At 65.8% G+C, this 20,461-nt stretch carries 14 protein-coding genes and 2 pseudogenes; 12 read left to right on the top strand and 4 right to left on the bottom strand.

Going from position 1 to position 20,461, the window contains the following annotated elements:
• Positions 1-236 precede the first annotated feature (236 nt).
• The 5 genes and pseudogenes from QFZ47_RS12760 to QFZ47_RS12740 all read left to right on the top strand — a co-directional run bounded on the left by QFZ47_RS12760 (position 237) and on the right by QFZ47_RS12740 (position 6,855).
• Positions 237-515 (top strand): hypothetical protein, encoded by a 279-nt coding sequence (locus QFZ47_RS12760; protein ID WP_307655970.1) that lies wholly within the window; start codon positions 237-239, stop codon positions 513-515.
• Between the two features lie 81 nt (positions 516-596).
• Complete coding sequence (locus QFZ47_RS12755) at positions 597-1,268, top strand: hypothetical protein (RefSeq protein ID WP_307655969.1); 672 nt, start codon at positions 597-599, stop codon at positions 1,266-1,268.
• A 986-nt stretch (positions 1,269-2,254) separates the two neighbouring features.
• A pseudogene (locus QFZ47_RS28890) lies at positions 2,255-2,338 on the top strand (ESPR domain-containing protein); the annotation flags it as partial.
• A 138-nt stretch (positions 2,339-2,476) separates the two neighbouring features.
• Positions 2,477-6,232, top strand: a complete 3,756-nt coding sequence (locus tag QFZ47_RS12745) for an autotransporter outer membrane beta-barrel domain-containing protein (RefSeq protein ID WP_307655967.1) — start codon at positions 2,477-2,479, stop codon at positions 6,230-6,232.
• Positions 6,233-6,270: 38 nt separating this feature from the next.
• Positions 6,271-6,855, top strand: coding sequence for an OmpA family protein (locus QFZ47_RS12740; RefSeq protein ID WP_307655966.1), 585 nt, complete (start codon positions 6,271-6,273; stop codon positions 6,853-6,855).
• Between the two features lie 154 nt (positions 6,856-7,009).
• On the opposite strand, the pseudogene gyrB reads toward QFZ47_RS12740, so the two are convergent.
• The 3 genes and pseudogenes from gyrB to dnaA form a co-directional block, all read right to left on the bottom strand.
• Positions 7,010-9,635: pseudogene (gyrB, locus tag QFZ47_RS12735) on the bottom strand (DNA topoisomerase (ATP-hydrolyzing) subunit B).
• A 134-nt stretch (positions 9,636-9,769) separates the two neighbouring features.
• Positions 9,770-10,876, bottom strand: coding sequence for a DNA polymerase III subunit beta (dnaN, locus tag QFZ47_RS12730; RefSeq protein WP_124960362.1), 1,107 nt, complete (start codon positions 10,874-10,876; stop codon positions 9,770-9,772).
• Between the two features lie 87 nt (positions 10,877-10,963).
• Positions 10,964-12,343, bottom strand: a complete 1,380-nt coding sequence (dnaA, locus tag QFZ47_RS12725) for a chromosomal replication initiator protein DnaA (RefSeq protein ID WP_124459781.1) — start codon at positions 12,341-12,343, stop codon at positions 10,964-10,966.
• A 287-nt stretch (positions 12,344-12,630) separates the two neighbouring features.
• Between dnaA and rpmH the strand changes: the two genes are divergently transcribed.
• The 7 genes from rpmH to QFZ47_RS12690 all read left to right on the top strand — a co-directional run bounded on the left by rpmH (position 12,631) and on the right by QFZ47_RS12690 (position 18,330).
• Positions 12,631-12,765 (top strand): 50S ribosomal protein L34, encoded by a 135-nt coding sequence (rpmH, locus tag QFZ47_RS12720; protein WP_007834827.1) that lies wholly within the window; start codon positions 12,631-12,633, stop codon positions 12,763-12,765.
• Positions 12,766-12,866: 101 nt separating this feature from the next.
• Complete coding sequence (locus QFZ47_RS12715; protein ID WP_307655965.1) at positions 12,867-13,277, top strand: ribonuclease P protein component; 411 nt, start codon at positions 12,867-12,869, stop codon at positions 13,275-13,277.
• Positions 13,274-13,561 (top strand): membrane protein insertion efficiency factor YidD, encoded by a 288-nt coding sequence (gene yidD, locus QFZ47_RS12710; RefSeq protein ID WP_307655964.1) that lies wholly within the window; start codon positions 13,274-13,276, stop codon positions 13,559-13,561. The genes QFZ47_RS12715 and yidD overlap by 4 nt, the downstream gene beginning before the upstream one ends.
• Entirely contained in the window at positions 13,558-15,246 is a 1,689-nt protein-coding gene (gene yidC / locus QFZ47_RS12705) for a membrane protein insertase YidC (RefSeq protein WP_307655963.1), read from the top strand. The genes yidD and yidC overlap by 4 nt, the downstream gene beginning before the upstream one ends.
• A 74-nt stretch (positions 15,247-15,320) precedes the next feature.
• A complete protein-coding gene (mnmE, locus tag QFZ47_RS12700; RefSeq protein ID WP_307655962.1) occupies positions 15,321-16,739 on the top strand; it encodes a tRNA uridine-5-carboxymethylaminomethyl(34) synthesis GTPase MnmE in 1,419 nt (472 codons plus the stop codon).
• A gap of 90 nt (positions 16,740-16,829) precedes the next feature.
• Positions 16,830-17,291, top strand: a complete 462-nt coding sequence (locus QFZ47_RS12695) for a Crp/Fnr family transcriptional regulator (protein WP_307655961.1) — start codon at positions 16,830-16,832, stop codon at positions 17,289-17,291.
• 94 nt (positions 17,292-17,385) lie between these two features.
• Positions 17,386-18,330, top strand: a complete 945-nt coding sequence (locus QFZ47_RS12690) for a zinc ribbon domain-containing protein (RefSeq protein ID WP_307655960.1) — start codon at positions 17,386-17,388, stop codon at positions 18,328-18,330.
• A 132-nt stretch (positions 18,331-18,462) separates the two neighbouring features.
• Here the strand turns inward: QFZ47_RS12690 and QFZ47_RS12685 are convergent, their stop codons facing one another.
• Complete coding sequence (locus QFZ47_RS12685; protein WP_307655959.1) at positions 18,463-20,448, bottom strand: monovalent cation:proton antiporter family protein; 1,986 nt, start codon at positions 20,446-20,448, stop codon at positions 18,463-18,465.
• Between the last annotated feature and the right edge of the window lie 13 nt (positions 20,449-20,461).

Raw genomic sequence — 20,461 nt, 5'->3', positions numbered from 1 at the left:
CGGGCTAGATATAGCGTTTACGAGGAACGATCCTCGCGAAGAGGGTGAATGCTATTGTTTTAATAGCTGATGACGCCTGTGTGACGGGCGCCCGAGCCCCTTCAGCCGCACCTTCTTATGAAAACCCTGAGAGGCCGCGCTGTGGGCCCGATTCGACGCGGTGCACGTCACCGGCGCCTACAGCGGTGCACCGCATCGCTGGTTATGAAGAAGTTCGTACAGGAAAGGAGCTTTCAATGACCATCGGATCCAGGATCGAAGCCATCAAGGAGAAGGACGCCCGGCGACCCGGTTTTCCGGGTGAACACCTCGCTGTGCTGGGCACGGGTGTCCTGCTGCTGCTGACGGCAGGGCGCAGCCGCTCGCTGGGACGCCGCCTGCTGGCGGGTGCCGCCGGCGGTGCGCTGGTCGGCCGCGCGGCGAGTGGGACCGGCGGGCTGGCACGCGTTGCGCGGATGATGCAGGGCGACCGGGGTGGTGGTAGAAGCGGCGTCCGCGTCCATCGGTCGATCTGAGCCGGAGGCTCTGAATGGCCGGCCGAGCATCGGCCCCCTTCGTTGGCTCAGCAGGCCGCGAAGCGGGGATACTCGGCCTTCATGAATCCCGACCATCGCGATCCGCTGCACGACAGCCGCAACGCGATGACGGCATGGGAACGCAGCCTGCGCCCGGCGCGGGAGCGACATTGGGCGATGTGGATCGCGCTGTCGGTCCTGCTTCTGTTCGGGCTCTATCAAGGCGCTGAATGGCTGTTGGCGCAGCGGATCACGCCCCTGCCCAAGCCACCGTCCGTCATCCCCTCCGCACCGGTTACGCCGCCCTCGGCCCGGCGCACTGCGCCACCTTCCGCCGCCGAGTTGCCGGGCGACTCCGCTGCGCCAGGCTTCTTCGACGAGGTCGCCAAATGCATGAGCGCTTCGGGCAAGGCGGCGTATTCGGACGGTCCCTGCCCGGCAGGCTCGACCGCCACGACGGTTCGCCTGCGGCGCGACCAGAATCTGGCAGACGGAATGAGCGTCGAAGCGCGAGAAGCATCGACCCGGAACAACGCAGCCCTTGCCGCGCAGCAACAGCAGTCGCATGAGTGGCATGTGGAGCGCGATGTTGTCGGCAGCAGCGCGCAGGCAGCCGGCTGCAGCGGGCTCGATGCGCACGTCAAATGGCTCGATACGATGGCGCGGCAGCCGCAAGCGGCTTCTACGCAAGATTGGCTGCGCAACGAGAGACAGCAGACGCGTGATCAGCGGTTCAGGCTCGGCTGCCGCTGAGCTGCTGTCGTTCGAATCCGATCAGCCTGGGCTTTTCGTCGTCGCGCGTTTGCGAGCACATTCCAACGCTCCAAATAACGCCGTAAAGAGGCTCCGCGATAACTTTCGCTGACGCCAGCAGGCTGCCCTGAGGCAATTGCTGCTTGCTCCGACTGCCAATGACGAGGATTTTCGAAAAAAATAGGCGGAGGTGGCACCTTTGTGTTGCAGCAATGCGCACCCCCCGCAGGCGTACTTGGCCGAAGAAGATTTACTCCGGCGGCGTTCAACCATGGCAACCAGCTCCCGGCCGACTACAACTTTGTTCCGCGATTGCCTTCAATCACCGTTCCTACCGCCATTCACTACGGTGCGGTGATATTTGGCGTTTTGGCGATGATGAGAAATTGGCAAAGAACATTCCCGGTGCCACGGTGAAGTATTTCACCAGCAGCGACCCGCCGAGCTGAGCCTGCCAAACGATTCGGCAGGCATGGAACGTGATTCACCTTCCTTCCCTGCCGGCCGTTTTCTTTGCCCCGCGGGGCGCTCACTTTCGTGCCATCGCCTCGGCAAATTGCAAATTGTCTTTCAAACATTCGGAATTTCTGTCAGCCAGCGCGACTTACTACTTTTGTGCACGTTTATACATTCGAATATTCATCATTTTGACTACGAAGTGTTAACTAAGTTGTTAATTCATTGCGACAGCGCCTTTAGAACCGCCTCCCCGCATGCCGCCCATCTGTCCGTGTTTCCCAATGCAGCGCGGGACTCACAGGCCAAGGCCCCACTTTGGAGGGCCGTGAAAAATTTCCTTATGAAAATCCTCTTCAACAAAGAATGTAATCAAAAGATGAAATTTGTGAACTAGTGCCTTCGGGTATTCGATCCTTGCCAATAGTCTCCACGGCTGCCGCATAAGACGGCGTACCACAGCAGTGGGTTGCCGGAAATGGTTTCCGATTGACCGCATCGCTTGGGTTTTTTGGAGCGAGGGTCAGAAGATGAACAGGTCATTTCGAAGCATTTGGAATGAGGCGCTCGGCGCCTGGGTGGCGGCCAGCGAGGTTTGCACCGCGCGCGGCAAGAAGTCTTCAAGCGCCACGCTCGGCGCGGTTGTCTTGGCCACGGCGGCGTTCGGCGGCACATCGTCCGCTTGGGCGGTCAACGAGTGCGGTGCTGTCGTTTCAGGCGGAACTGTGACGTGCCAGGGTGATGGAACGCCAGTGGGAGACGCGAACCCGAACACCACCGGCATTGCGTATGGCACCGACAACATCAAAGTCATCGTGGACGGCACCGCGGCGCCCTTCACCATCTCTACGACAACCTCCCATGCTATTTATACGACCGGTAGCGGTGCAGGCGATCAACAGATTGAAGTCAATGGCCCTGTCACGATCAATGTGACCGCTCCTGCGGGCAACACTGGGGCCAGTCCTTTTTGGGCTGCGCTGGCCGAAACGAAAGCCGGGGCCGGTAACGGGAATGCGAGCGTCGTCATCAATGGTGCGCAGATCACCACCGTCGGCGAATACGCTCCTGGCGCCACCGCAGTCGCCTACGGTAACGGCAACGCGACCTCGATCCTCAACAGCGGCTCCATCTCCACCACCGGCCAGCAAGGTTCCTCTGTGGCTCTGTATGCCGACACGCGCGGCACCGGCACGGCGACGGTCACGGTGAACGGCGGCTCGATCAGTACAGGCACCAGTCCGGCAAACGGGTCGCACGCTGCTTATGCGCTGGCGCGCGGCAATGGCGATGCTGTGGCCACCATGACGGGCGGTACTATCACCACACAGGCCTTGAATAACTCGGTCGTTGTGGCCCAGACACTCGGTTCCGGCACGGCTTTCGCCACCATTTCTGGCGGCACAGCGACGACGAACGGCGCCAGCTCGACCGTCGTCGCAGTCGGTTCAGGGTCCGGCGCCGCGATTGCCAGCCAGACGGGGGGGACGGTGATCGCCAATGGAACGGGCGGCGTCGGGCTGGCCGCGTTGGCCGTCGGCACGGGCGCCGCGACCGCGTCGATGACGGGTGGCAGCATCGCGACCCAGGGCAGCAACGGCTACGGAATCTGGGCCGCTGTCCTGACCCCGGCCAGCACGGCCGCGGCAACGGCGACCATGGATGCCGCAGCGTCGACGGTCACCACCGCAGGGGATTCTGCCTTCGGCATCTACGCAGAGAACACGGGCGTGGGCGCGGCCACTGCCACGCTATCGAACGGCAGCATTCTCACCGGAGGTCACGCCGCGTCAGGCATTCGAGCCAGGTCCAACAATGTCAACAGTGTCGGTTCGACGACGCTGACGATGACGGGTGGAACCGTCGCGAGCACCGGTGACGACACCTTCGCCGGCTATGCCCTGACCGATGGTCTCGGCCCTGTGACAGTTTTAATGAGCGGTGGAAGCATCACGACGAGTGGCAAGGTATCCAACGGCCTTGTCGGCTCCATCGAGAACGCGGCCAATAGCTCCGACGTCAAAGTCACGATGACGGATGGCCAGATTGTCTCGTCGGGCAACTTCTCTGGTGGTCTCAGGACCAGCACCTCTGGGTTGGGCAATACGACGGCGGCGATAACGGGCGGCGCCATCAGTACAAGCGGTAATGGCACCAACTCCTTTGGTGTTCAAAGCTTTGTCGTCAACGCGGCGAGCACAGGTACGGCTGCCGTGGTCTTGCAGGGCGGCTCCGTGACCACGACAGGCAGCGACGCACCGGGCATCGCAGCCCGCAGCTTGGGTTCGGGACTTTCAGCGCTGCAGATGAGCGGCGGGACTGTGACCACCACCGGCGCCAATGCCGACGGCCTCTGGGCCTCCAGCAGCGGCGGCACCTACGATGTCGACGTCACCGGCGGCACCGTAACCAGCGGATCGGGCCTGGCCGCGGCCATCCATACCACGGCTGCCGGCGGTGGCACCATCGACATCGGCACGGCGGCGACGGTCAACGGCGCGGCCTCCGGCATTGCCATCCGCGACGGCGACCTCAACAAGAATGGCATCGACGAGACCGGCGGCAATGCCGTCGTCACCACCGCCGGCACAGTGACCGGCGATGCCATCCTGGGCTTGGGCAACGACAGCCTCGCGCTCACCGGCGGCAGCTTCACCGGCAACATCTACGGCGATGACCGCGTGGCCAGCGCCGGTGACGGCAACGACAACTTCACCTGGACAGGCGGCACTCTGTCAGGCGGCTTCTACGGCCAGAACGGCTCCGACACCGCGCTGGTGTCCGCCGCCGGCTACAACGGCAGCCAGATCCTGGACGGCGGCGACGACGTCTCGGCCGCCGACGGCTGGGTCGACAAGCTCACCCTGCAGGGCGTCACCGCCACCGCCGGTGGCGCGCAGCTGGCCAACTGGGAAACCATCACGCTCGACAACACCCGCCTCACGCTCGCCGGCGCTCCGCTGGTGGTTGGCGCCGGTGCCGACGCCAGCGGTGCTCCCATGGGCCTGTTCATCCAGCCGACCAGCAGCGTGTTCATGGGCCAGCCGGCCTTCACCCTCACCGGCGACGTGCACAACGCCGGCCTGGTCGACCTGCGCAGCGCCGCCGGCACGCCCGGCAATGTGCTCACGGTCAACGGCAACTACGCCGGCACCAACGGTCTGGTGAGGATCAATACGGCATTGGGCAACGACGCCAGCGCCACCGACAAGCTGGTGGTCAACGGCAACACCAGCGGCACCACCCGCGTGCTCGTGGCCAATGCCGGCGGCGCCGGCGCCGCCACTGTCAACGGCATCCAGGTGGTCCAGGTCGCCGGCACCTCCTCGGAGGGCAACTTCACCCTGGCCGCCCCGGTGCAGGCCGGCGCCTACGAATACGGCCTGCATCGCGGCGGCCGCACCGACGGCGATGCCAACAGCTTCTACCTGAGCAGCGTCTACAACACGCCCGTTCCGGTGCCCGGCGCCCCGAGCCCGACGCCCCTTCCGGTCCCCGCCCCCGAGGTGCTGCGCCCCGCCGTGGCCGGCTACGTGATGGGCCAGGTCGCGACCCAGGAGCTGGGCCTGGGCCTGTTGGGCACGCTGCACCAGCGCGTGGGCGAGCAGCAGACCTTCAAGTGGGACCACTGCGGCTGCGACGACAAGGCGCCCGCCGACCAGATGTGGATGCGCCTGCATGCGCAGCGCCTGGACCTGGACGGCAAGCGCCAGTTCGGCTTCGAGCAGGAGATGCAGTACCTGCAGCTCGGCAAGGACCTGGCGGTGCGCTACAGCGGCGACGCCGGCGACAAGTCGCGCAGCCACACCGGCATCAGCGTGGGCTACGGGCGCACCAGCACGAACTTCAGCGACCGCCGCCGCGGCGAGGCGGGCATGGGCTACGACACCGGCAAGATGAAGGGCCAGATGGCCACGCTCGGCGCGTACCACACGCGCTACGCCGACAACGGCAGCTACCTGGACCTGGTCGGCCAGCTGCATGCGGTGCAGAACAAGTACACCGACAAGTACGGCGGCGAGGGCACGCAAAAGGGCACCGGCGCGGGCCTGAGCGCCGAGGTGGGCCGCCCCTGGCAGATCGGCGAGAGCCAGTGGCTGATCGAGCCGCAGGCGCAGCTGAGCTACCAGGTCACGCGCTACCGGGGCTTCGCGGACAACATCTCCTCGGTGGACGGCTTCACCAGCCAGAGCCTGCGCGGGCGCCTGGGCGCGCGGCTGTCCTGGAACGACAAGGCCGAGCGCGGCGACAAGCTCACGCGCACCAACACCTTCTACGTGACGGCCAATGTGCTGCACGAGTTCAAGGACCCGAAGGCCGTGACCATCGGCAACACCACGGTGAGCGAGGCATGGGCCAAGCAGACCTGGGCCGAGCTGGGTGTGGGGGCGCAGCTGCCGTTGAGCAGGATGGCCTACCTGTACGGCGGGGTGCAGTACCAGCGCTCGCTCAGCGGCACGAGCCGCGAGGGCGTCTCGGGGCAGCTGGGCGTGCGGGTGGCGTGGTGAGCGCCGCCGGATCACAGACAACGCCAAGGAAAGAACACATGCAAACGAAGAACACATCGAAACTGCTGGCGCTCGGCGCCACGGCTCTCGCCACCCTCGTCCTCGCAGGCTGCGGCAGCCTGCACGACGAGCGCTACAACTGGTGCCAGGGGCAGAACTGCGCGCTCACGCCGGTGGTGACGCCGGCGCCTGCCCCCAACCCGGCTCCGGTGCCTGCGCAACCGACGACGCGGCGGGTGAACCTGAGCGCCGACACGCTGTTCAAGTTCGACCGATCCAGTGCGACGGACATGCTGCCGCAGGGTCGCGCCGAGCTCGATACGCTCGCCCGTGCGTTGCAAAGCCAGGAGATGCAGGTGCAGAGCCTGACAATCACGGGCCATACGGATCGGCTGGGGGGCGAGGCCTACAACGAGCGGCTGGCGCAGCAGCGCGCCAACACCGTGCGCGACTACCTGAAGGCCGCGGGCGTGCGCGCGCCGATGGAGGTGCGCTCGATGGGCGAGCGCGAGCCGGTGACGCGCGACTGCCAGGGCTTGCAGCGCTCGCCGCACCTGGTGGCCTGCCTGCAGCCGGACCGCCGCGTGGTCGTGGACATCTTGGGGCAGGCACAGGGGAAGTGAGCACGCAGGCCTGAGCAGCACCGGCCCGCAAAGCGGCGGGTCAAGCTGCTCGGGGACCTGAAAAAATAAAAAAAAGCGCCCAGCAATGCTGAGGCGCTTTTTTTTAATTGTCTGACACGGTCTTCACTTCCCGTGTCATCGGCGAGATCGCTTATTACACGTCGATATTCGCCGCCCGCAGCGCGTTCTGCTCGATGAACTCGCGCCGCGGCTCCACCTCGTCGCCCATCAGCATCGTGAACACGCGGTCGGCTTCAATGGCGTCGTCGATCTGCACGCGCAGCAGGCGGCGCACGGTCGGGTCCATGGTGGTTTCCCACAGCTGGGCGGGGTTCATTTCGCCCAGGCCCTTGTAGCGCTGGCGCGAAGTGGCGTTCTCGGCCTGGCCGATCAGCCACTTCATCGCGATGCGGAAGTCGGCCACCTTTTCTTCCTTGGCGCGTTCGCCTTCGCCGCGGCGGACGGTGGCGCCCTCGCTGCTCAAGAGGTTGCGGAAGGTGTTGGCGGCTTCGGCGAGCGCGGCGTAGTCGGCGCCGTGCACGAAGTCCTGCGTGAGCACGCTGCTCTTGATGTTGCCGTGGTGGCGGCGGCTGATGCGCAAGAGCGGCTTGTCGGTGCGGGCGTCGAACTCGCTGCTCACCTCGGCCGGTACGCCGGTGGTGTTGAGCTCGCGCAGCTTGGCCTGCAGCGCCACGGCCGAGGCTTCGGCCGCGGGCGTGGTGTCGAGGTCGAGCGCCACGCCGTCGGCAATGGCGCGCAGGGCTTCGGCATCCATGAAGTTGCGCAGCCGCGCGATCACGGCCTCGGCCAGCTGGTGCTTGCGCGCGAGCTCGGCCAGGGTGTCGCCGGCGAGGGTGGTCGAGTTCGGGCCGCCGGTCTCGATGCTCGCATCCTTCAGCGCCACCTTGAGCAGGAAGGCATCCAGCGCAGGGCCGTCCTTCAGGTACTGCTCTTCCTTGCCGACCTTCACCTTGTACAGCGGCGGCTGCGCGATGTAGATATGGCCGCGCTCGACCAGCTCCGGCATCTGCCCGGTAGAAGAAGGTGAGCAGCAGCGTGCGGATGTGGGCGCCGTCGACGTCGGCGTCGGTCATGATGATGATGCGGTGGTAGCGCAGCTTGGCGACGTTGAAGTCGTCGGCGCCGCCGCCCGCGCTGGTGGCGCCCGCGCGGCCGATGCCGGTGCCCAGCGCCGTGATCATCGTGAGGATTTCGTTGCTGGTGAGCAGCTTCTCGTAGCGCGCCTTTTCCACGTTCAGGATCTTGCCGCGCAGCGGCAGGATGGCCTGGAACTTCCGGTCGCGGCCCTGCTTGGCGGAACCGCCGGCGGAGTCGCCCTCCACCAGGTAGACCTCGCACAGCGCGGGGTCCTTTTCCTGGCAGTCGGCCAGCTTGCCGGGCAGGCCCATGCCGTCGAGCACGCCCTTGCGGCGCGTCATTTCGCGCGCCTTGCGGGCGGCTTCGCGGGCACGGGCGGCTTCGACGATCTTGCCGCAGATGATCTTGGCGTCGTTCGGGCGCTCCTGCAGGTAATCGGTCAGGAGGCGGCCGACGATGTCTTCCACCGGCGCGCGCACTTCGCTGGACACCAGCTTGTCCTTGGTCTGGCTCGAGAACTTGGGCTCGGGCACCTTCACGCTCAGCACGCAGCACAGGCCTTCGCGCATGTCGTCGCCGGTGACTTCGACCTTCGCCTTCTTGGCGAACTCGTTTTCTTCGATGTACTTGTTGATGACGCGGGTCATCGCGGCGCGCAGGCCCGTGAGGTGGGTGCCGCCGTCACGCTGCGGAATGTTGTTGGTGAAGCACAGCACCTGCTCGTTGTAGCCGCTGTTCCACTGCATCGCCACTTCGACGCCGATGTGCGTGCCCGGGATGCCGCCGTAGGTGTCGGCCGGCTTTTCGCCAGCGGCATAGAACGAGTTCGGATGCAGGACGGTCTTGCCCTTGTTGATGAACTCCACGAAGCCGCGCACGCCGCCGGTGCCCGAGAAGTCGTCTTCCTTGCCGGTGCGTTCGTCGAGCAGGCGGATGCGCACACCGTTGTTCAGGAAGCTCAGCTCGCGCAGGCGCTTGCTCAGGATTTCGTAATGGAAATCGGCGTTTTCCTTGAAGATCTCGGTGTCGGGCAGGAAGTGCACCTCGGTGCCGCGCTTGTCGGTGTCACCGATGATCTTCATCGGCGAGACCTCGAAGCCGTTCACGGTCTCGAGCAAACGGTTCTGCACGAAGCCGCGGCTGAACTCGAGCTCGTGGATCTTGCCTTCGCGGCGCACGATGAGGCGCAGCTTCACGCTCAGCGCGTTCACGCAGCTCACGCCCACGCCGTGCAGGCCACCCGACACCTTGTAGCTGTTCTGGTTGAACTTGCCGCCGGCATGCAGCTCGGTGAGCGCGATTTCAGCGGCCGAACGCTTGGGCTCGTGCTTGTCGTCCATCTTCACGCCGGTGGGAATGCCGCGGCCGTTGTCGGTGACGGAAATCGAGTTGTCGCTGTGGATGGTGACGACGATGTCGTCGCAGTGGCCGGCCAACGCCTCGTCGATGGAGTTGTCGACCACTTCGAACACCAGGTGGTGCAGGCCCGTGCCGTCGGAGGTATCGCCGATGTACATGCCAGGGCGCTTGCGCACCGCCTCGAGCCCTTCGAGGATCGTGATCGAGCCTTCGCCGTAGCTGGTGTCGGCGGGCGTGATCTCGATCGGCACCGCACTCTCGATCTCGGGCGTGTAGACCGGCTCGGTGTGGGGTACTTCGGGCTTGTTTTCTTCGGCACTCATTCGGATATTCCTCTATCGCTCACGGCATTCACGTGATTTTTCGGGCTCTCAAAAGCTCATTTCGCCGCCTCTTGAAAGCGCAAACCCGCGGAGGGCCGCGGGCTGTCTGCGCAAGGCGCTGTGTTTTCTGTCTTCTAGATTCGCATCGGCATCACGACATACTTGAAGGATGCGTTCTCGGGGATGGTCAACAGGGCCGAGCTGTTGGAGTCGGCCAGGTCCAGCTTGACCATGTCCTGGCCCATGTTGGACAGCGCGTCGATCAGGTAGGTCACGTTGAAGCCGATCTCGATGGCGTCGCCGCCGTAGTCGATGTCCAGCTCGTCCTGCGCCTCTTCCTGCTCGGCGTTGTTCGATGCGATGCGCAGCGTGCCGGGCTCGATGTTCAGGCGCACGCCCTTGAACTTTTCGCTCGTCAGGATGGCGGTGCGCTGCAGGCTGGCCAAAAGCGGCGCGCGGCCCAGCGTGACGCTGTTCTTGTGGTTCTTGGGAATCACGCGGTTGTAGTCGGGGAACTTGCCCTCGACCAGCTTGGTGACGAACTCCATGCCGCCGAAGCTGAACTTGGCCTGGTTGTTCGCAAACTGCATCTCGATGGCGCCTTCGGCGTCCGACAAGAGGCGCTGCATCTCGAGCACGGTCTTGCGCGGAAGAATGACTTCCTGGCGCGGCACTTCGACGTCGAGCGTGGCCGACGAGAACGCCAACCGGTGGCCGTCGGTGGCCACCAGGCTCAGCTGCTTGCCCTCGGCCACGAACAGGATGCCGTTCAGGTAATAGCGGATGTCGTGCACGGCCATCGCAAACGAAACCTGCGAGAGCAGGTCCTTCAGCGTCTTTTGCGGCACGCTGAACACGGGGCCGAAGTTGGCGGCCTCCTGCACCAGCGGAAAGTCCTCGGCCGGCAGCGACTGCAGCGTGAAGCGGCTCTTGCCGCCCTTGAGCACCAGCTTGCTGGCGCTCGATTCGAGGCTAACGGTCTGGTCGGCCGGCATGGTGCGCAGGATGTCGATCAGCTTGCGCGCGCCGATGGTGGTGGTGAAGTTGCCTTCATCGCCGCCGAGTTCGGCCGTGGTGCGGATCTGGATCTCGAGGTCGCTGGTGGTCAGCTGCAGCTGGCCGCCGGTCTTGCGGATCAGCACGTTGGCCAGGATCGGCAAGGTGTGACGCCGCTCGACGATGCCCGCCACCGATTGCAGCGCGGCGAGGACCTTGTCCTGGGTTGCCTTCAAAACGATCATGTCTTCTTCCTCTTCTCTTATCTCTTTGAATCCGCCAGTGAGACGCCATTCTCCGCTGTTGCGAGGGGCATTTTGGATGACATGCGATCAGCCCTTAAGCGTCTGCTCGAGGACGTGCAGCTGCTGGTTGAGCTCGGTGAGCTGCTGGCGCTCGCCCGAGATCTTGCGCACCGCGTGCAGCACCGTCGTGTGATCGCGCCCGCCGAACAGCTCGCCGATTTCGGGCAGGCTCTTCTGCGTGAGCTCCTTGGCCAGGTACATCGCGATCTGCCGCGGCCGCGCAATGCTGGCCGGGCGCTTCTTGCTGTACATGTCGGCGACCTTGATCTTGTAATAGTCGGCCACCGTCTTCTGGATATTCTCGACCGAGATCTGCCGATTCTGGATCGACAGCAGGTCGCGCAGCGCCTCGCGCGCCAGGGCGATCGAGATTTCCTTCTGGTTGAAGCGCGAGTAGGCCAGGATCTTGCGCAGCGCGCCTTCGAGCTCGCGCACGTTGGAGCGCACGTTCTTGGCGACGAAGAAGGCCACTTCCTCGGGCATCTCGGCCGATTCGGCGCGGGCCTTGTTGATCAGGATGGCCACGCGCATTTCGAGCTCGGGCGGTTCGATGGCCACCGTGAGGCCCGAATCGAAGCGCGACACCAGGCGCTCGTGGATGTCGGCCAGGCCCTTCGGATAGGTGTCGCTGGTCATCACGATGTGCGACTTCTTGGCCAGCAGGGCCTCGAACGCATTGAAGAATTCTTCCTGCGTGCGGTCTTTATTGGCGAAGAACTGCACATCGTCGATCAGCAGCAGATCGAGCGAGTGGTAGCGCTCCTTGAACTCGTCGAAGGTCTTGCGCTGATAGGCCTTGACCACATCCGAGACGAACTGCTCGGCATGGATGTAGAGAACTTTGGAATCCGGGCGGTCGGCCAGGAGCCGATTGCCCACCGCGTGCATCAGGTGGGTCTTGCCCAGGCCGACGCCGCCGTAGATGAAAAGCGGGTTGTACAGATGGCCCGGCATGCCGGCCACGTGCATGGCGGCGGCGCGCGCCATGCGGTTGGCCGTGCCCTCCACCAGCGTGTCGAAAGTGAGGCCCGAATTCAGCCGGTTCTTGAAGCCGGCGGCGGCCGGCTCCTCGCCCGGGCCGGCCACGTCGCGCGGCACGTCGGTTTCAGCCAGCACGGCAACCGGGGCAGAACGCACGGGTGCTTCTCGCGGAGCAAGCGCTAACTCAACGGCCACAGGCTGGCCGTACATCTTCTCGGCCATGGCGGCAATCTTGCCGGCGTACTGGGCCCGGATCCAGTCGAGCTTGAAGCGGTTGGCAACGAACACCGTCATGCGCGACAGGTCGTCCGCGACCTGCGCTGTCAGGGGCTTGATCCAGGTGTTGAACTGCTGCTCCGACAGCTCCTGCGCGAGCTGGTCGACGCAGGCCTGCCAGAGGCTTTCGCCGATGCCGTCAGTGGACATGGGCGCTTGGAAAGATGGTGAAACCCTCGGGCATTATTTGGTATAGGTATTGTGGATATTCTCTGCTGAAGGCGCTCGGCATTCTAACTTGTCAAAGCCTTATCCACACGCTGCCGGCGGCGGCGAAAGGCCCGCAAATCCAGTCGAAGATTGTTCGGGGGCCGAATGTTTGCGATAATTGCGGGTTTCCCTGAAAACCTCATTGCGTCTTTCGGGGGCTCATCCGAAACACGCTCTCCGGCGCCCGCGGCTTTTTCGCCTGCGGAAACAGGGAATCAGGAACCATCATGAAACGCACATACCAAGCATCCAAAGTCCGCCGCGCCCGTACCCACGGCTTTCTGGTCCGCATGAAGACCCGCGGCGGCCGTGCCGTCATCAACGCACGCCGCGCCAAGGGCCGCAAGCGCCTGGCCGTCTGACGGCAGTCCGCCTGCCGTTGCCCGCCGCCGATCCGCCAGCGCCAGTTCCTGCAGCCAGCGCTCCTGGTCCGACCAGCAACGACGGACGCGGCCCGGCTTCCATGCAGCGGCTCAAGACCCGCGCGCAATTCCAGGCCGTCCTCGCAGGTGCCACCGTGGCGCGCACTGCTCATTTCGCATTGCACCGCTGTGCGCTCGATCTTTCGTCGAGTGCGGCACCGCTGTTCGCGTCCGACGATGTCTGGCTGGGCGCCATGGTGCCCAAGCGCTGGGCGCGCCGCGCGGTCACGCGCAACGCCATCAAACGCCAGATCTATACCGTGAGCGCCGCGCCCGGCGCCGGCTTGCCGCGTGCCGCGCACGTGGTGCGGCTGCGCGCGGGTTTCGACCGCAAGGAATTCGTGAGCGCCTCTTCGGACAAGCTCAAGGGCGCCGTTCGTGCCGAACTCCAGCAACTGCTGGCGCGCGCCGCGCGCGCGCCGTCGCCCTCTTCTTCTTCCTCTTCCCCATGAAACGCCTGCTGATCGGCCTCGTGAAGGGCTACCGCCTGCTGCTGAGCCCCTGGCTCGGCCAGTCGTGCCGTTTCACGCCGACCTGCTCCGTGTATTCGATCGAGGCGCTCGAGGTGCACGGCGCGCTCAAGGGCAGCTACCTCACCCTGCACCGCATCGCGCGCTGCCAGCCCTGGTGCCAGGGCGGGCACGATCCGGTTCCACCGAAATCACGGCGTCGCACTGACAAGTCAGGCTCGCTGTTTTCGTCTCTTCTCTCCTCCGACAAGAAGTCTTCGTCATGAACGATATCCGCCGCACGATCCTGTGGGTGATTTTTGGTTTCTCGCTGGTGCTGCTGTGGGACCAATGGCAGGTCTTCAACGGCAACAAGCCGACCTTCCTGCCGTCGAGCAAGCCGGCCGCCGTGGCCTCCGCCCCGGCAGGCACCGCGCCGGCCGCCGGCAGCAATGGCGTGCCAACCGCATCCGCCGGCAGCGCGGGCGCCGTGCCCACGCAGGCCGCGGCCGCCGCGCCGCGCGAGCAGGTCAACGTGACCACCGACCTGTTCAAGGCGGTGATCGACAGCGAAGGCGCCACGGTCAACTACCTCGAACTGCTCAAGTACGACGAAGCCGACCGCACCAAGCACGTGGTGCTGTTCGAGAACGCCTCCCCGGCCACCCGCTACGTGGCGCAGACCGGCCTGCTGAACCCCGTCGACTCCGGCGACCGATTCCCCAACCACCTGACGCCGATGGCGCCGAAGGCCGGTCCGCGCGAAATGGCCTCGGGCCAGAATACGCTGGAGGTGAGCTTCGAAAGCGCGCCCGTCGGCGGCCTGAAGTACGTCAAGACCTACGTGTTCAACCGCGGCGACTACACCATCGGCGTGCGCCACGAGGTCGTCAACGTGAGCGACCAGCCGCGCGATGCACAGCTCTACATGCAGCTGCTGCGCCATGGCACGGTGGCCGCCGGCACCATGTTCGGCACCAACACCTTCACCGGTCCGGCCGCATACACCAACGAGAAGAAGTTCCACAAGCTCGACTTCAAGGACATTGCCAAGGGCAAGATCGAGCCGCCGCCGCCCGCCAATGACGGCTGGATTGCGATGGTGCAGCACTACTTCGTGTCGGCCTGGCTGCTCAAGGGCGACCCGGCCAGCGAACAGCTCAGGCGCGAATTCCGCGTGAAGGACCTGGGCGACAACCTCTACACCGTCGCCATGGTGGCCACGCTGCCGAAGATCGCCCCGGGCCAGACCCAGGTGATCAACAGCGCGCTGTTCGCGGGCCCGGAAGAAGAAAAGAAGCTCGAAGCCATCGCACCGGGCCTCGACCTGGTCAAGGACTACGGCATCTTCGCGATCATCTCCAAGCCGCTGTACTGGCTGCTGAACCAGCTGCACGGCATCCTGGGCAACTGGGGCTGGGCCATCGTGGCGCTGGTGGTGCTGCTGAAGGCGGCCTTCTACTGGCTCAACGCCAAGGCCTACGCGAGCATGGCCAAGATGAAGGCCATCAACCCGAAGATCATGGAAATGCGCGAGCGGCTGAAGGACAAGCCGCAGGAAATGCAGCAGGAAATGATGCGGATCTACAAGACCGAGAAGGTCAATCCGATGGGCGGCTGCTTCCCGATCGTGATCCAGATCCCGGTGTTCATCGCGCTCTACTGGGTGCTGCTGTCGTCGGTCGAAATGCGCCACGCGCCGTGGATCGGCTGGATCACCGACCTGTCGGCACCGGACCCCTGGTACATCCTGCCGGTCGTGATGACGCTCACTTCGCTGTTCCAGACCTGGCTCAACCCGACGCCGCCCGATCCGATGCAGGCCAAGCTGATGTGGATCATGCCGCTCGCGTTCAGCGTGATGTTCATCTTCTTCCCGGCCGGCCTGGTGCTGTACTGGATCACCAACAACGTGCTGTCGATCGCGCAGCAGTGGTTCATCAACAAGCGGCTGGGCGTGCTGGGCAAGTAGGCCGCCACCCGCAGATCTCCAGCAAAGGGCCGCCTCCGCGGCCCTTTGCTTTTTGCTGAAAGAATCGCACTTCCATGACCTTCGCCCGCACCACCGATCCCATCGTCGCCATCGCCACCGCTTCGGGTCGCGGGGCGGTGGGCATCGTGCGGGTGTCGGGCGCCCGGCTCTCGCCGCTGATCGACGCGCTCTGCGGCCGGCCGCTGAGGCCGCGGGAAGCCACCTACCTTCCCTTCCGCGACGCGGCCGCAGAGCCGGTCGACCATGGCCTGGCCATCCACTTTCCCTCGCCCCATTCGTTCACCGGCGAGGACGTGCTCGAACTGCAGGCCCACGGCGGAACGGTCGTGCTGCAGCTCCTGCTGGCGCGCTGCCTCGAGGCCGCCGCCGAGCCCGATCCGGTCACCGGCCGGCCGCGCTTGCCGGGCCTGCGCGTGGCCGAGCCGGGCGAGTTCAGCCAGCGCGCCTTTCTCAACGGCAAGATCGACCTCGCCCAGGCCGAGGCCATTGCCGATCTGATCGACGCCAGCACCGAGGCGGCCGCGCGCAGCGCCGGGCGCTCGCTTTCGGGTGCCTTTTCGCGCGAGATCCACGCGCTGCGCGACGCGCTGATCCATCTGCGCATGCTGGTCGAGGCGACGCTCGACTTTCCGGAGGAGGAAATCGACTTTCTCCAAAAAGCCGATGCGGCCGGGCAACTGGTGAAGCTGCAGGAGCAGCTGGCAGCGGTGCAGCAGCGCGCGAAGCAGGGCGCGCTGCTGCGCGAAGGCATCAAGGTGGTCATCGCGGGCCAGCCCAATGCGGGCAAGAGTTCGCTGCTCAACGCGCTGGCCGGTGCCGAGCTGGCCATCGTGAGCGCGGTGGCGGGCACCACGCGCGACGTGGTGTCGCAGACCATCCAGATCCACGGCGTGCCGCTGCATGTGGTGGACACGGCCGGCCTGCGCGACAGCAGCGACGAAGTCGAACAGATTGGCGTGGCCCGAGCCTGGGGCCAGATCGAGGGTGCCGATGCCGTGCTGTTCCTGCACGACTTGACGCGCGCCGGCCTGCCCGAGTACGCCGCCGCCGACGCCGAGATCCTGCGCGGGCTGCGGCAGAAGCTGCCCGCGAGCGTGCCGGTGCTCGATGTCTGGAACAAGCAGGACGCCGCGCCGACCACGGGCGCGGCCGGTGCGGCCCGGGGGATCTCGCTGTCCGCCAAGACCGGCGCCGGCATCGAGGCGCTGCGCGAACAGCTGCTGGCCATGGCCGGCTGGCAGGCTGTGCCCGAGGGCGTCTACCTGGCGCGCACGCGCCATGTGCAGGCGCTGAGCCAGGTCGAGATCCATCTGGCGTTGGCCGCGGACCATCTGGCGGCGCAGGCCCAGTTGCTCGATCTGTTGGCCGAGGAGTTGCGCCTCGCGCAGAACGCACTGAATGCAATCACCGGCGAATTCGGCGCCGACGACTTGCTGGGGGTCATCTTTTCGCGCTTCTGTATCGGTAAATAGAGACAGCCCGCCCGAAAAACGTAAAGAGTTGTAGCCGAAAACAGCACCCTTCGCGGATACTCCGGCACAGATGCGGGGGTTGAGAAAAGCATGTCCATCCAGAACCTGAGCCGCGCAATCGCGGACAACAGCAGCAACGACGCCTTCGCGTTGACGCTCAACGTACAACAGTGGGAAACGCTGGCTGGCTACCTGCAGCCTATTGAAACCGGCGTTGGCGACGTACTCATCGAACAGGGCACGCACGATCGATCGGTGTACTTTCTCGAGAGCGGCGCAATCAGCGTGCACCGCGTGAGCAGCAAGGAGCAGATGAAGCTGGCCGTGCTCATGCCTGGCGCGGTGGTGGGCGAAGGCTCCTTCTTCTCGCGCCAGCCGCATTCCGCCAATGTGGTGGTTACCGGAGCCGGCCGCGTGTGGCGCCTCACGGCGATCCGCTTCGCGGAAATGTCGAATCGGCAGCCCAACCTGGCCCTCGAAATTGCCATGGGGCTCGGCGCGGTGATCGCCAAGCGCATGGCACACCGGTCCAAGCGCGTCGCGGTGACCTGAGCATCGGCCTGCCGGCTCGCTCCGCAGTTCGGCTCCGACGGCTCTTCGCCTCCTGTTTTCTCGAAATCGTTTCCCCCCTTAGAAGTCAGTCGTCATGGCCTTGATCTGTCCGGTGTGCAGCGCGGAGAACCGCGAGGGCGCCCATTTCTGCAGGAGCTGCGGCGGCAAGCTGGCGCCCGCGGCACCCGCGCCGATGGTGCCGGCTCCGGCCCCCGGCAGCAGATCGGAGCGCGAGTGGGCGGCCACGGCGCCCGCGCAACTGCGTGCGCCCACGATCCCGGGCGGGCTTTTCGAAGCCGGCGCCTACGCGGCCAGCGCAGCACCTTCCGCCAGCGCCAGGCTGCCGGACGACGACAAGACCGTCATCGTCCTGCCGGGGTCTTCCGACCGGCTCCCCTCCCGCCAGCGGGATGCCCGTGCGAAGAAGAAATCTTCTTCTTCCGGAGCCAGGCGGCGGTCCGCCGGTGCCGAGGCACAGAAGAAGGCATTGCGCTCGCGCGGCATGTGGCTGTGGGGCGCGCTGTTGGCCGTGGGATTGCTCATGATCGCGGCCGGCTGGTACGGCTACGGGACCAGCGGGCCATCCGAAGCGACTCCTCCGGCTGCGGTGCGTCCCGAGCCGGCCGCTGCACCCGCCTCGCTGCCCGGGCCGGCCGCAGCGCTGCCGGAACCTCCTGCCGCCGAGGCGCCAGCCGCGGAAACGGCGGCATCGGCCCCGGCGACCGACGCGCCGGCCGCGGCCAATCCCAAGCCGCCACCCGTCACGGCCAAGTCGCGCAAGCCGGCGCCAGCGGCACTCTCGCCATCCGGCGCGACCGAGCCCGCACCGGCCCCAGCCGTCGCGCCACCTTCGTCTCCGGCACCGGCGGCACCGGCCGATCCGCTGGCCCTCTGCGGCGATCGGAACTTCATCGCGAAGGCTCAGTGCATGGCTGCGCAGTGCGTCAAGCCTGAATACAGGGCGCACGCGCAGTGCGAAGCGGTGCGCCGGCAGCAGAGGATCGAGGAAGAAAAGCGCAATCCCACGCTGAGCAATTAACTCGCCCCCAAGCTGCGGCGCACTTCGTGTCGCCTTCGCCATCCCCCTACCGGGGGCGATACCAGCGGCCCGGCAAAGCCGGTTCCGCGGTATCCCTGGAAGGAGCCTTCTCCTCTCTGTCAGAGCGAAGGTCTAGCCTTTTTGCAGCCGCTCGATGGCCACGGCCAGGGCGGCGGGTTTGCCGCACAGGACGAGCGTGTCGCCGTCGGTCAGCACCGTGTCGCCGGTGAACACCTGGTTCTGGCCGTCGTGGCGGCGCAGGCTGGCGACGCGCACGCCCAGGGTTTCGAGCGCCATCCGTGCCAGGGTCTGGCCGACGGCGCGGGCGCCGGGGGTGAGCGTGAAGGTGTTGAGTCGCTCGTGGTCGAGCTCGTCGGCGTTGTCGTCATCCGCGCCGTGGAAGTAGCCGCGCAGCAGGTTGTAGCGCGCATCGCGCTGGTCCTGCACCACCCGGATCACGCGCCGCATCGGCACGCCGACCAGCGCCAGCGCATGGCTCGCGAGCATCAGCGAACCTTCGATGGCCTCGGGCACCACCTCGGTCGCGCCGGCCGCCTGCAGCTTCTCGAGATCGAGATCGTCCTGCGTGCGCACGATCACCGGCACCTGAGGCGCGTGGGCGCGGATGTTGGCCAGCACCTTCATGGCGCCCGGCACATCGAGGTAGGTCACGACCACGGCGCTGGCGCGGGCCAGGCCGGCCGCCATCAGCGCCTGCAGCCGCGCCGCGTCGCCGAACACCACCGAGTCACCCGCCGCGGCGGCCTGGCGCACGCGGTCGGGGTCGAGGTCCAGCGCCATGTAGGGAATGCCTTCGCGCTCCAGGATGCGCGCCAGGTTCTGGCCGCAGCGCCCGTAGCCGCAGATGATCACGTGTTTCGCGGTATTGATGGTCTTGCGCGCGATGCTGGTCATCTGCAGCGATTGCTGCAGCCAGTCGCTCGCCACCAGTTTGCGCACGATGGCGTTGGTGTACATCACGATGAATGGCGTGGCGAGCATCGACAGCACCATCGAGGCCAGCACCGGGTGGGCCAGCCACGGCGGCAGCAGGCTGCGTTCCTGCGCCAGCGCCAGCAGCACGAAGCCGAATTCGCCGGCCTGCGCCAGGTAGAGGCCGGTGCGCAGCGACACGCCCGAGGTGGCGCCCAGCACCCGCGCCAGCACCGTCACCAGACCCAGCTTGAACGCCAGCGGCAGCAGCAGCAGCACGGCCACCAGCGCCCATCGCTCCACCACGATGTGCCAGTCGAGCGACATGCCCACCGTGATGAAGAACAGGCCCAGCAGCACGTCGTGGAACGGCCGGATGTCGGTCTCGACCTGGTGCTTGTATTCGGTTTCCGACACCAGCATGCCGGCGATGAAGGCGCCCAGCGCCAGGCTCAGGCCGGCCAGTTCGGTGAGCCAGGCCAGGCCGAGCGTGACCAGCAGCACGTTCAGGATGAAGAGCTCCTCGCTGCGCCGCCGTGCGACGAGCGTGAGCCACCAGCGCATGATGCGCGGCCCACCGTAGAGCAGCAGCCCGACCAGCAGGATGGCTTTCACCAGCGCAAGGCCGATGGCCTTGGCCAGCGCTTCGGGCGGTGCGCCGAGCGCGGGAATCAGCACCAGCAGCGGCACCACCGCCAGATCCTGGAACAGCAGCACGCCCATCACGCGCTTGCCGTGTTCGCTCTCGAGCTCGAGCCGCTCGGCCATCAGCTTGACCACGATCGCGGTGCTGCTCATCGTGAGTGCGCCGGACAGCGCCAGCGCCGTCTGCCATCCGAGCCGCCAGACCGGCGGCAGCTGGGAGGCGATGAGCAACGCCCCCGCGGTGGCGATCGCCATGGTCAGCAGCACCTGCAGCAGGCCGAGCCCGAACACATGCTTGCGCATGGCGCGCAGCTTGGGCAGGCTGAATTCCAGCCCGATCACGAACATCAGGAACACCACGCCGAACTCGCCCAGGTGGCGGATGGCCTCGGAGTTCTGCGCCAATGCCAGCGCATGAGGCCCGATCAGCACGCCGGCCGACAGATAGCCCAGCATCGGCGGCAGTTTCAGCGAGCGGCAGACCACCACGCCGAGCACTGCGGCCAGCAAATACATCAGCGTGAGATCGAACGAGGACATGGACGGATGCTAG

Source organism: Variovorax paradoxus, assembly GCF_030815975.1.
GTDB lineage: Bacteria > Pseudomonadota > Gammaproteobacteria > Burkholderiales > Burkholderiaceae_C > Variovorax > Variovorax paradoxus_N.
This window is presented reverse-complemented; position numbering and strand designations above follow the sequence as displayed.

Coding starts and splice junctions, on each gene's coding strand:
- QFZ47_RS12760 (WP_307655970.1), top strand. CDS start 237: ATGACCATCGGATCCAGGATCGAAGCCATCAAGGAGAAGGACGCCCGG.
- QFZ47_RS12755 (WP_307655969.1), top strand. CDS start 597: ATGAATCCCGACCATCGCGATCCGCTGCACGACAGCCGCAACGCGATG.
- QFZ47_RS12740 (WP_307655966.1), top strand. CDS start 6,271: ATGCAAACGAAGAACACATCGAAACTGCTGGCGCTCGGCGCCACGGCT.
- dnaN (WP_124960362.1), bottom strand. CDS start 10,876: ATGATCGTTTTGAAGGCAACCCAGGACAAGGTCCTCGCCGCGCTGCAA.
- dnaA (WP_124459781.1), bottom strand. CDS start 12,343: ATGTCCACTGACGGCATCGGCGAAAGCCTCTGGCAGGCCTGCGTCGAC.
- rpmH (WP_007834827.1), top strand. CDS start 12,631: ATGAAACGCACATACCAAGCATCCAAAGTCCGCCGCGCCCGTACCCAC.
- QFZ47_RS12715 (WP_307655965.1), top strand. CDS start 12,867: ATGCAGCGGCTCAAGACCCGCGCGCAATTCCAGGCCGTCCTCGCAGGT.
- yidD (WP_307655964.1), top strand. CDS start 13,274: ATGAAACGCCTGCTGATCGGCCTCGTGAAGGGCTACCGCCTGCTGCTG.
- yidC (WP_307655963.1), top strand. CDS start 13,558: ATGAACGATATCCGCCGCACGATCCTGTGGGTGATTTTTGGTTTCTCG.
- mnmE (WP_307655962.1), top strand. CDS start 15,321: ATGACCTTCGCCCGCACCACCGATCCCATCGTCGCCATCGCCACCGCT.
- QFZ47_RS12695 (WP_307655961.1), top strand. CDS start 16,830: ATGTCCATCCAGAACCTGAGCCGCGCAATCGCGGACAACAGCAGCAAC.
- QFZ47_RS12690 (WP_307655960.1), top strand. CDS start 17,386: ATGGCCTTGATCTGTCCGGTGTGCAGCGCGGAGAACCGCGAGGGCGCC.
- QFZ47_RS12685 (WP_307655959.1), bottom strand. CDS start 20,448: ATGTCCTCGTTCGATCTCACGCTGATGTATTTGCTGGCCGCAGTGCTC.